General features: G+C 69.3%; 10 protein-coding genes, 1 rRNA gene, 1 pseudogene and 1 riboswitch. Of the genes and pseudogenes, 1 reads left to right on the top strand and 11 read right to left on the bottom strand.

Annotation, left to right across the window (positions count from 1 at the left end; translation table 11 throughout):
- Positions 1–68 precede the first annotated feature (68 nt).
- A riboswitch (glycine riboswitch) is annotated at positions 69–164 on the bottom strand.
- Positions 165–277: 113 nt separating this feature from the next.
- Complete coding sequence (locus ACF07N_RS00060; RefSeq protein ID WP_383333009.1) at positions 278–655, top strand: PRC-barrel domain-containing protein; 378 nt, start codon at positions 278–280, stop codon at positions 653–655.
- On the opposite strand, the pseudogene ACF07N_RS00055 reads toward ACF07N_RS00060, so the two are convergent.
- The 11 genes and pseudogenes from ACF07N_RS00055 to rrf form a co-directional block, all read right to left on the bottom strand.
- A pseudogene (locus tag ACF07N_RS00055) lies at positions 571–2,133 on the bottom strand (DNA polymerase IV). The gene ACF07N_RS00060 and the pseudogene ACF07N_RS00055 sit on opposite strands and share 85 nt — an antisense overlap.
- A 90-nt stretch (positions 2,134–2,223) precedes the next feature.
- Entirely contained in the window at positions 2,224–2,907 is a 684-nt protein-coding gene (locus tag ACF07N_RS00050) for a MerR family transcriptional regulator (RefSeq protein ID WP_383333013.1), read from the bottom strand.
- A gap of 215 nt (positions 2,908–3,122) precedes the next feature.
- Entirely contained in the window at positions 3,123–3,596 is a 474-nt protein-coding gene (locus ACF07N_RS00045) for a bifunctional nuclease family protein (RefSeq protein ID WP_026253112.1), read from the bottom strand.
- 84 nt (positions 3,597–3,680) lie between these two features.
- Positions 3,681–4,427 carry a MerR family transcriptional regulator gene (locus tag ACF07N_RS00040; RefSeq protein WP_392106344.1) on the bottom strand — a complete coding sequence of 249 codons (747 nt, stop codon included), beginning with the start codon at positions 4,425–4,427 and terminating at the stop codon, positions 3,681–3,683.
- A 51-nt stretch (positions 4,428–4,478) separates the two neighbouring features.
- Positions 4,479–5,432, bottom strand: a complete 954-nt coding sequence (locus ACF07N_RS00035; protein WP_383333017.1) for an FHA domain-containing protein — start codon at positions 5,430–5,432, stop codon at positions 4,479–4,481.
- A gap of 61 nt (positions 5,433–5,493) precedes the next feature.
- The gene (locus tag ACF07N_RS00030; protein WP_392106340.1) at positions 5,494–6,426 is read right to left on the bottom strand and encodes a DUF881 domain-containing protein; all 933 of its coding nucleotides are present in this window, start codon (positions 6,424–6,426) and stop codon (positions 5,494–5,496) included.
- 5 nt (positions 6,427–6,431) lie between these two features.
- A complete protein-coding gene (locus ACF07N_RS00025) occupies positions 6,432–6,764 on the bottom strand; it encodes a small basic family protein (RefSeq protein WP_003988855.1) in 333 nt (110 codons plus the stop codon).
- Positions 6,761–7,675, bottom strand: coding sequence for a DUF881 domain-containing protein (locus ACF07N_RS00020; protein WP_392106337.1), 915 nt, complete (start codon positions 7,673–7,675; stop codon positions 6,761–6,763). Before ACF07N_RS00020 ends, ACF07N_RS00025 begins: the two co-directional genes overlap by 4 nt.
- Positions 7,676–7,773: 98 nt before the next feature.
- Complete coding sequence (locus ACF07N_RS00015) at positions 7,774–10,269, bottom strand: sugar phosphate nucleotidyltransferase (protein WP_383333023.1); 2,496 nt, start codon at positions 10,267–10,269, stop codon at positions 7,774–7,776.
- Between the two features lie 115 nt (positions 10,270–10,384).
- Positions 10,385–10,993, bottom strand: a complete 609-nt coding sequence (locus tag ACF07N_RS00010) for a CDP-alcohol phosphatidyltransferase family protein (protein ID WP_094057766.1) — start codon at positions 10,991–10,993, stop codon at positions 10,385–10,387.
- Between the two features lie 109 nt (positions 10,994–11,102).
- Positions 11,103–11,219 (bottom strand): 5S ribosomal RNA (gene rrf / locus ACF07N_RS00005).
- Between the last annotated feature and the right edge of the window lie 157 nt (positions 11,220–11,376).

The following is an 11,376-nucleotide window of genomic DNA, read 5'->3' as shown; positions in this document are numbered from 1 at the left end:
AAGGGTCCCGGCTTTCACCGTCGGTGAGAGCGGAAGCCGTCGACACCCGCTCTGCTTTCCAGAGTGACCTCGTCCGTGCGGTACGTGTGCCTGAGAGATTCCGGGGAGGATTTGCTCCTTCGGCGCCTCCGATGGTGTCCGGAGGACTCTCCCGCACGGGGTCAGCAGCCGTTGCCAGAGTACCAGCGAGGTCAACGCACGAACCTTCGAGTGGCCGCCTCCTCGATTGTGCCGTTTTGTAGTGCTTACGGATGTGTTGCGAGCCTGTGGAGGTCCCGTGCGTACCGACATCGATCCGCGCAACCTGATCGGCCGCAAGGCATTCGACCGCAACGGAACCAGGATCGGCACCATCGACGAGGTCTACCTCGACGACGCCACCGGCGAGCCGGAGTGGGCTGCCATACGGACCGGCCTCTTCAGCAGGGACGCCTTCGTCCCCCTGGAGCCCAGCGAGCTGATCGACGGCGCCCTCCACGTCCCGTTCGAACGCGCCCTGATCAAGGACGCCCCCGACTTCGGCGTGGGCCGCCACCTCTCCCCCGAGCAGGAACTCCAGCTGTACCACCACTACGGCCTGGACATCGCCGCCCCGCCCCCGCTCCCGGACCACGAGTTCGGCAGACTGGCGGGCTCGGACGAGCAGACGACCTGACACCGCCCCACGCGGAAGTCACCGGGGAACGCACGGCGACGCACGGGCAGGCGCAACCCGTCCGGACACGCCTAGCCCGGCGCGGCCCCCGACGGCGCCCCGACCGGGCCTGCCGCCCCGTCCCCGGCCTGCCCGGGTCTTCGTAACACCAGCGGCAGCGGCTCCGCCGGCTCCAGCGCGGGGTCGTCGACCCGGAACGTCCGCACCCGCCCGGGCGGCGAACCCGGCGTCTCGAACCGGACCGTGACCCGCCCCAGCCCGCTGCCCTGCACCCACCCGTGCCCGAACTCGGCGTGCCGCACGTCGTGCCCCGCGGGCCAGCGCCGCTCGGCCGGCGGCGGCTGCTCCTCGGCCCGAGCCACCGCGAGCTCCTCCACCGGCCCCGGAGCCACCCCCGCCCGCTCCCCCGCGGCCTGCGCGAACAGGTCCTCCTGGGTGTAGTCGGCGAGTCCGCTGACGCCCACCCCGAGCAGCCGCACCCCGCCCGTGGTGTCCACCGAGTCCAGCAGCCTGGCCGCCGCCTCCCCGATCACCCCGGGGTCGTCCGTCGGGCCCCGCAGCGTCTCGGACCGGGTGAGCGTGGAGAAGTCGTACCGCCGCACCTTGAGCACGATCGTCCGCCCGGACAGACCCGCCCCGCGCAGCCGCCGCACGCACCGGTCGGCCAGCCGCTGCACCTCGAGACCGACCCGCACCCGGTCGTGGATGTCCACGTCGTACGTGTCCTCCACGGACACGGACTTCGCCTCCCGCTCGGCCACCACGGGCCGGTCGTCCCGCGCCAGGGCCATCGCGTACAGCCCGTGCCCGTGCGCCTTGCCCAGCAGCCGGACCAGTTCGTCCTCGCCCGCCTCGACGATCTCCCCGACCGTGGTGATCCCGGCCCGCCGCAGATGGTCGCCCGTCGCCGGCCCGACCCCCGGCAGCGTCCGCACCGGCATCGGCGCCAGCAACGCCCGCTCGGTCCCCGGCTCGATCACCACCAGCCCGTCGGGCTTGGCCTGCTCCGAGCCGATCTTCGCGAGCATCTTCGACGCGGCGAGCCCGACCGACCCCGTGAGCCCGGTCGCCGCGCGGATGTCGGCGCGCAGCTGAGTACCCACCAGCCGCGCGGAGCTCTCGTCCCAGGCCACTCCCCCGGCCTCCAGGTCCACGAACGCCTCGTCCAGGCTCAGCGGCTCCACGAGCGGCGACAGCGCCCGCAGGAGCTCCATGACGCGCTCGCTGATCGCCTTGTAGAGCCCGAACCGCGGCACGAGGTACGCGGCGTTCGGCGCGAGCCGCCTGGCCTGCCCCATGGGCATCGCCGAGTGCACCCCGAAGACCCGCGCCTCGTACGACGCCGTGGCCACCACGCCCCGGGGCCCGAGACCGCCCACGACCACGGCCTTCCCGCGCAGACTCGGCTTGGACGCCTGCTCCACCGAGGCAAAGAAGGCATCCATGTCCAGATGCAGGATCGTGGGCGCGGTTCTCACATCTCCGATGCTCCCCCATGCCACTGACAACCAGGAGCGCGGAAACGTCCCGCCTGCTTCGCCCGACGGCGCAGGCGTCCCCGGGAGGGCTCAGACAGCCCGGTTCCGCCGCCTCGCCAGCTCGTCCGCCGGGTTGGGTCCGACCAGCGTCTCGCCCGTGTCGACGCGCTCCCCGTGCAGCTGGGACAGCGCGCTCTCGACGTCCCGCCACACCACGCCCACGGCGATCCCGAATACCCCCTGCCCGCCTTGGAGCAGGGCGTGGACCTCGTCCGGCGAGGTGCACTCGTAGACCGTGGCACCATCGCTCATCAGGGTCATCCGCTCCAGATCACGGAACCCGCGCTCCCTGAGATGCTGCACGGCCGTGCGGATGTTCTGCAGGGACACCCCGGTGTCGAGGAACCGCTTGACGATCTTCAGGACGACCACGTCCCGGAAGCTGTACAGCCGCTGCGTCCCCGACCCGTAGGCGGGCCGAACGCTCGGCTCGACGAGGCCTGTGCGGGCCCAGTAGTCGAGTTGCCGGTAGGTGATACCGGCGGCCGCACAGGCCGTCGGACCGCGGTAGCCGATCTGCTCGGACGCCATGGACGTCGTCCCTCCGCTGCTCGGCACGGCCGTCGGCCGCTGCGGAGCGTGATCGGCCGCGTCACCGGGCTGGGAACATCCCCCGCTGGCGCGGAGCCGTGAGCCGGGGGGAGGGTACGGACCGCTCGCCCTGAGACTGCGCTCGGGGCCGCCCCCAGCCGTACCGTCGCCGCTGCTTCTCACGCCGACCTCCGTCCTTGACCTGCCTTCTCGACGGTAGGCAGTCACCAGGGGTGCGTCAACGATCGCCACACTCGCCACGCCGAGTGATAATCACCCTAAGAGTGGTTTCCCGTGCCCCACCGCGGGGAAAGGCTAGCCGAATGAGCTCGGTGAGGGCCGTGTGACGCTCTCACTCGCCGGCGGCACATGCGGGCGATTTCAGCGGAGCCGCGGGCTCACTGGCTGCTGGTGCCGAAGTCCTCCGGGGAGATCTGGTCGAGGAACTCGCGGAACTTCTCCACCTCGTCCTCCTGCTCGTCCGGGATCGCGATACCGGCGTCGTCGAGCACCGTGTCACTGCCGTAGATCGGCGTCCCGGTGCGCAGCGCGAGCGCTATGGCGTCGGACGGGCGGGCACTCACCTCGACGCCACTGGCGAAGACCAGCTCCGCGTAGAAGACGCCCTCACGCAGGTCCGTGATGCGCACTTCCGTGAGCTCCTGGCCGACGGCCTCCAGCACGTCCTTGAACAGGTCGTGGGTCAGCGGCCGCGCGGGAGCCATGCCCTGCTGGGCGAAGGCGATCGCCGTCGCCTCCCCCGGTCCGATCCAGATGGGAAGGTAGCGGTCGCCTCCCACTTCACGCAGCAGCACGATCGGTTGGTTGGAGGGCATTTCGACCCGGACACCTACGACATCGAGCTCGTTCACACAGCAACCCTAGGCCGTGCTCGGGATGTTTGGGTAGTCGGGCCCGGATCGGGCGCCCGATCCGGCCCCCGCACGGTCCCCCCGTCAGGGCGGCCGCACCCCGAGCGCCGTCCGCACCAGAGCGGCGTGCAGCCGCACCGTGAGCGCCGCCAGCTCCTTCGCACGCGCCTCGGCATGCGCCCTGGTCTGCGGGTTCCGGTGCCGCCTGAGCGGGGCCACCACCTGGTCGACCAGCCCGGCCTCGCGATCGGCGGCCGCCTTCATCGCCCTCAGGTGCCGTGGCTCGATCCCGAACCGCCCGAGCTCGACGACGAGCGAGGCCACCGTGACCGCCTCGGCGCCGTACACCCCGTCCTCCAGTGGAGTGAGCAGCCCGTACGACTCCCACTCCCCGAGCTCGCGCTCGTCGATGCCGGCGGCGGCGAGCAGCTCCGCACGCCCGATCCGTGCCGCCGTGGGCCCCTCAGGCGCCTCGGGAGCCTCAGGCAGGGGTTCGCCGTCGCGCTGCCGGCCCACCAGGGGCAGCGGGACGGCCTCACCGCGCTCCATGGCCTCCAGATGCTCGCGGATGACCTTCAGGGGCAGGTAGTGGTCCCGCTGCATCCTCAGGACGTGCCCGAGACGCTCGACGTCGTGGGCACTGAACTTGCGATACCCCGAGGGGGTCCGCTGCGGCTCGATGAGCCCCTCCGCCTCCAGGAAACGGATCTTGGAGATGGTGACTTCCGGGAACTCGTCACGCAGCACGTTCAGCACCGTGCCGATGCTCATCAGCCCACTGTCCGTGGCGGCGGCGCCGTGTCCGGCACCGCCGCTCGGTGTTCGAAGCATGGACCTTCCCTGACGGACGGGCCTTCGCTGGGCCTTCCGGACGAGCCCGGGTCAGTAGGCCCGCTGGCTCGCGTAGAAGACCAGCCGGTACTTGCCGATCTGGACCTCGTCGCCGTTGTTCAGCGCGACCTGGTCGATCCGCTCGCGGTTCACGTACGTGCCGTTCAGACTGCCCACGTCGGCCACCGTGAACGAGCCGTCCTGACCACGCCGGAACTCCACGTGCCGGCGGGAGACCGTCACGTCGTCGAGGAAGATGTCGCTCTGCGGGTGCCGGCCCGCCGTGGTCAGATCCCCGTCGAGCAGGAAGCGGCTGCCCGAGTTCGGCCCGCGGCGCACCACCAGGAGCGCGGAGCCGAGCGGCAGCGCGTCGACGGCCGCCTGCGCCTCGGGGGACAGCGTCGGCATCGGCGTCTGGCCGGTGCTCTCACTGTCGTAGGCCTCGAGACCGGAGATGGAGATCGTCGACGTCGTCTCGGACGGACGCTCCGGTGCCGCGCCGGCCCGCAGGGGCGCGCCGCAGTTGGAGCAGAAGCGGCTGTTCTCCGCGTTGCGGTTACCGCACCTCGTACACACCAGGGCCGACATCGGATCCTCCTGCCGCGGCTGCTCACCGGGAGCGTGGGACGCGTACGAGCCGGAGAATCCTCCACCCGCACCCGAGGCTGACGGTTGGCCGAAACCTATGCCGCCGGACTGCGCAGGGTCAACCGACGGCGCGCCCTGACCTCCGGAAACGTCACCACCCGGACCAGCGACCTGGTCGCGGAAGAGCGGCCGCTGGCCTTCCGCGTCAGGCTGTGCGCGATGACGAGCGGTGGCGTTGTCGCTGCCTTCTCGCGCGCTCTTGCCGAACAACTTCGCAAACAACTTCACGGGCGATTCCCCTTGACCGAAACAGACCCGCCCGTGGGGCAGGACGAACCCTGACTGAACACTCTGGCCGACCCGGACATCCTGACAACGTCCGTCTGCACCAGACAGTTTCCACCACGCACCACCCAATCGGTGCGCCGACCCCCCGCAACCTCATGCCCTCGCCGGACGTCGCCCATGCACCCCCGGTTCACTGCGAGGACGACCGAGCGTAGTCAGGCCGCTTCGCCGCTCGCAAGGCGTCAACGACGATCTTGGTCGACCGCTCGACGGTCACGGTGGCCTGTTCCTTCTCGAGAGTCTGCACCACGCCTCCGGGGATGTTCAGCGCCGGCTCGAGGTCCTGCGGTTTGCCGATGACCTTGAAACGATAGGGCGCGTTGATCTTGTTCCCGTCCACGCTCACACCCCTGCCGGAATCCGCGAGATAGGTGCCGGCGACCACACGTACGCCGTTCACCTGGATCGCCTCGGCACCCGCCGCCCGCAGCTCCTGGATCGCGTCGAGCAGCATGTCCGCCTCGACCGTCCCCTTCGTGTCTCCGATGGTCATGGTGATGCCGGGCCCCTGCGCGGCCACCGTGCCCGCGAGGATGCCGAGTTGCCGTTCCTTCTCGATCGTCTGCTTCCGGGCCTCCTCGGCCTGGTCCGAGCTGTTCTCCAGCTCGTCCCGCTGCTTCTCGAGACCCTGCTTCTCGTCCTCAAGACGCTGAGTGCGGTCATCCAGTTCATCGAGGATGCGCACCAGATCCTCCTGCCGCGCCCCGCGCAGGGCGCTGTCGCCGTCACTGTTAGACGCCACCTGCACGGCCAGGCCGAAGCCGAGTCCGAACAGCAGCAGGGCGACGATCAGTTGGGCTCGCGTGACCCGCGGCGGCCACAACCCCTGCACCAGGCGCTGCCGGCCGGTCAGCCGCGGCCCGGGCTCCGCCTGTGCCGCGGGTGCCGGTTCCGGGCCGGTCCCGGGCTCGGTCCGCGGCGTCGCCCGGGCGGCGGGCACCGGGACGGGCACCTCCTGCGGCAGTTCCTTGCGCAGCCCGTTCCCGGAGTCACCGCTCCCCTCGGGCCGCTCCGCGCGCGTGTCGCCCTGCTCCTCGGGGCGCTTCCCGTCGTGCTCGCTCATCGGCCTCACGCCCGGAACACGTGCCGGCGGATCGCCGCGGCGTTGGAGAAGATCCGGATGCCGAGGACGACCACCACACCGGTGGACAGCTGGGCCCCCACGCCCAGCTTGTCGCCCAGGAACACGATCAGCGCGGCCACGACCACGTTCGACAGGAACGACACCACGAAGACCTTGTCGTCGAAGATCCCGTCGAGCATGGCCCGCAGCCCTCCGAAGACAGCGTCCAGAGCCGCCACGACGGCGATCGGCAGGTAAGGCTCGACCACCGCCGGAACCTCAGGCCGGACCAACAGGCCGGCCACGACTCCCACGACGAGGCCCAGTACGGCGATCACGATGTGCCCTTCTCGCTCTTCTCAGTGCTCGGCTGTGCTGTACGTACGATCACGCTCGGCGCGGCGGGCAGCCGGAGGTCGTCCTCCACGGAGATGCCTGTCCTGATGCCGTAGCTCTCCTGCAGCGCGGCCAGGTACAACCCGTCCGCACTGTCCTGGAACCGTGTGCTCAGCCGCTGCCCGTCCCCCACCGCGAGCACCGTGTACGGCGGCACCAGCGGCTTGTTGTCGACCAGTATCGCGTCTCCCGCGGCCCTGATCGCGGACAGCGCCGTCAGCCGCTGCCCGTTGATCGAGATCGCCTCGGCCCCCGACTCCCACAGCCCGTTAACCACGCGCTGCATGTCCCGGTCACGCACCCGGCCCGTGTCGGAGAACCCGGAGCTGCCACGCGGATCGCCGTCACCGCCGGTGCCGGCCTCCTTGGCGTCGTTGACCACGAGTTTCACACCGGGACCGTGCACGGCGACGGATCCCGACAGGATGCCCACGAGCTCCGAGCGAGCGCTTCCGCCACTGTGCTTGAGTGCCTCGCGCTGCCGCGCGCTGACGTCCTCGCGCAGCTCGTCGACGGTGTCCTCCAGCTTGTCGGCCGCCTCGCTCTCCCGGTCGATGCGGTCGATCAGCTCCTCGCGCTCCTTCGCGACGACAGGGGCCGCGACCCGGGCCTGGGCGGCTCCCACGGTCACGACCAGGGCCGCGAGCACCAGACCGGCGGCGAGACCCAGCTTCGCCCGGAGCGTCTTCGGCATCCCGCCGTCGCCCGCGGCCTTCTTCCGCGCGGCGGCCTCGGCGTAGCCGTCGTCGAGGCTGTGGTCCATGACGTTGGTGATCAACGACATGGACGCGTCCGGGCGCCGGGGCCGCGTGGGTGTGCTCCGAATGGGGGGTTGCTGCGGCATGCCGCACATCGTCGCACGTCGCGGCCACTACCTCCGAACGGCCCCACCGGCGTGCCGGACAGGCCCCGTTGGGGACACTTGTCCGGCACGCACGCGTGCAGGCGGTTCTACCGGCCGGCGCTGTCCACGACCGCCGACCACTCGTCCAGCAGGGCCTGGGCGGAAGCGTCGTCCGGCCCCTCGGCCCACAGGTGGGTGACGGCTTCGGCCGGGTCGGGCAGCACCATCACCCAGCGCCCGTCGGTCTCCACGACCCGCACACCGTCCGTGGTGTCCACGAAACGGTCCCCGGCCGCCTCGACGACCCGTCGCATGACGAGCCCCTTGACGGCCCACGGGGTCGCCAGGTCCCGCTTGAGGACGTGAGCACGCGGGATCCGCGCGTCGATCTGGCTCAGCGTGAGCTGCGTCCGCGCGACCAGACCGATGAGCCGGACGAAGGCCGCGGTGGCGTCGTACACGCTGCTGAACTCGGGGACGATGAAACCGCCCTTGCCGTCGCCGCCGAAGATCGTCCCTTCCTCACCGCCCACGCGCGTGAGGTCGTCCGGAGAGGTCGTCGTCCACTCGACCTGGGTCCCGTGGTACGCCGCCACCTGCTCGGCGATCCGGGTCGTGGTCACCGGCAGCGCGACCCGGCCGCTGCGCCGCTCGGCGGCGACCAGGTCCAGCATCACCAGCAGCGCCCGGTCGTCCTCGATGATCCGGCCCTTCTCGTCGACGAGCGACAGCCGCTCGCCGACGGGGTCGAACCGCACGCCGAACGCGGCCCCCGAGGACGCCACGATCTCCCCGAGCCGCATCAGGCCCGAGCGCCGCACGTCGGCCGTCTCAGTCGGCCGGGACTCGTCGAGACCGGGGTTGATGGTCAGCGAGTCGACCCCGAGCTTCCCGAGCAGACTCGGCAGCACCAGACCGGCGCTTCCGTTGGAGGCGTCCACGACGACCTTCAACCCGGAGTCCGCGATGCCGGTCGTGTCGACGTTCCGCAGCAGGGACCCGGTGTACGAGTCGAAGACGCTGGCCGGGAAGTGCAGGTCACCGATCTCGCCGGGGAAGGCACGCCGGTACTCCTGCCGTGCGAACACCCGGTCCAGCTTGCGCTGGCTGCCCTGGGACAGGTCGGCGCCCTGGCTGTCGAAGAACATGATGTCGACGGAGTCCGGCACCCCAGGCGTGGTGCGGATCATGATGCCGCCGGCGCTGCCGCGCGCGGTCTGCTGCCGCGCCACGGGCAGCGGCACGTTCTCCAGGTCCCGTACGTCGATGGCACTGGCCTGCAGGGCGGAGATCACCGCCCGCTTCAGCGCCCGCGCACCTCGCGAGTGGTCCCGGGCCGTGGTGACGGTCGAGCCCTTCTTCAAGGTCGTGGCGTAGGCGCCCGCCAGACGCACCGCGAGCTCCGGCGTGATCTCCACGTTCAGGATGCCGGAGACACCACGGGCACCGAAGAGGTGTGCCTGCCCCCTCGACTCCCAGATCACGGAGGTGTTGACGAAGGCGCCGGCCTCGATGGTCTTGAACGGATAGACCCGCACATTGCCCTGCACGATCGATTCTTCACCGATCAGGCACTCATCACCGATGACCGCCCCGTCCTCGATCCGCGCCGCGCGCATGATGTCGGTGTTCTTCCCGACCACGCAGCCGCGCAGATTGCTGTGCGGCCCTACGTAGACGTTGTCGTGAACGACGGCCTTGTGCAGGAAAGCGCCGCTCTTGACGACGACGTTGGAGCCCACGACGGTGTGCTCGCGGATTTCGGCGCCGGCCTCGACCTTGGCGTAGTCACCGATATAGACGGGCCCGCGCAGAACGGCGTCGGGATGCACCTCGGCACCCTCGGCCACCCACACACCGGGCGAGATCTCGAATCCGTCGATGTCGACGTCGACCTTGCCCTCGAGCACGTCGGCCTGGGCCTTCACATAGCTCTCGTGCGTGCCGACGTCCTCCCAGTAGCCCTCGGCGACGTAGCCGTAGATGGGCTTGCCTTCCTTCATCAGCTGCGGGAAGACGTCACCGGACCAGTCGACCGGCACATCGGCCTCGACGTAGTCGAAGACCTCGGGCTCCATCACGTAGATGCCGGTGTTCACCGTGTCGGAGAAGACCTGGCCCCAGGTGGGCTTCTCGAGGAAGCGCTCCACCTTGCCTTCCTCGTCGACAATGGTGATGCCGAACTCCAGGGGATTGGGCACACGGGTCAGACAGACCGTGACCAGCGCGCCCTTTTCCTTGTGGAAATTGATGAGCTCGGTGAGGTCGAAATCGGTCAGCGCATCGCCGGAGATGACGAGGAAGGCATCGTCCTTCAACGCCTCTTCGGCGTTCTTGACGCTTCCGGCGGTACCGAGTGGCTTCTCCTCATTGGCATAGGTGAGCTCCATCCCGAGCTCTTCGCCGTCACCGAAGTAGTTCTTGACGAGCGAGGCCAGGAACTGGACAGTCACGACTGTTTCATTGAGCCCATGCCTTTTCAGCAGCCGCAGCACGTGCTCCATGATCGGGCGGTTGGCCACGGGCAGGAGCGGCTTGGGCATGCTAGAGGTCATGGGACGAAGGCGTGTGCCTTCGCCTCCGGCCATCACGACGGCCTTCATGTCGGAAGCGTCCTCCTCGAAGAGACGACGGTCTAGCCGACTTCCCCCGCGAGGATTCTCCCGCACTTTTCGACCACGGGCCATCGCACCGCGCTGGGCGGAGGAATCCGCGAGTTCAATCGGTCATGGCGTCCGCACGGACAAGGCGGCGGACTTGTACTACGTAGAGGACTCCTGCCCACCAATACAGCGTTGTACCCCATCCGGCGAACGCCCATCCGAAAATAGCAGCCAGTGACGAGATCCAACCACTTCCGTCACTGAGCAGGAGCAGGGGGAAGGCATACATCAGGTTGAAGGTGGCGGCCTTGCCCAGGAAGTTCACCTGGGGCGGCGGATAGCCGTGCCGGCGGAGGATGCCCACCATCACCAGCAGGACCAGCTCCCTCGCGAGAAGTACACCGGTCAACCAGAGAGGCAGGATCTCACGCCATGTGAGGCCGACCAATGTCGAGAGAATGTACAGCCGGTCGGCCGCGGGGTCGAGAAGCCGGCCGAGGCTGCTGATCTGGTTCCAGCGCCGCGCCAGCTTGCCGTCCAGGTAGTCGCTGATGCCGCTCAGGGCGAGCACCAGGAGAGCCCAGCCGTCACTCTTGGGCCCACCGAACTCAGGCCTCAGGATCAGCCACAGGAAAAGGGGCACGCCGACGAGCCGCGCCATGCTGAGGATGTTCGGGATGGTGAGCACACGGTCCGTCTGGACGCGAGTCTCCTGAACCTCCACCCGGGTGCCTCCTGGGGGAACGTGCCAACGATGCCCCCTGACCTTACCTCAACGCAAAAAAGCTCCGGCTCTCGGGCTGTGATGCCCAAGAGCCGGAGCTCTAAAAGGAGTTCGGCGGCGTCCTACTCTCCCACAGGGTCCCCCCTGCAGTACCATCGGCGCTGTAAGGCTTAGCTTCCGGGTTCGGAATGTAACCGGGCGTTTCCCCTACGCTATAACCACCGAAACACTATGAAACTGTCAGCCGCACCACGTGTGGCACGTGGGGCTGTTCGTGGTTTCAGAACCAACACAGTGGACGCGAGCAACTGAGGACAAGCCCTCGGCCTATTAGTACCGGTCACCTCCACCAGTTACCTGGCTTCCAGATCCGGCCTATCAAC

Source organism: Streptomyces sp. NPDC015242, assembly GCF_043079125.1.
GTDB lineage: Bacteria > Actinomycetota > Actinomycetes > Streptomycetales > Streptomycetaceae > Streptomyces.
Note: the sequence above shows the minus strand (reverse complement) of the source record. Positions and strands in the feature narration are given on the sequence as shown.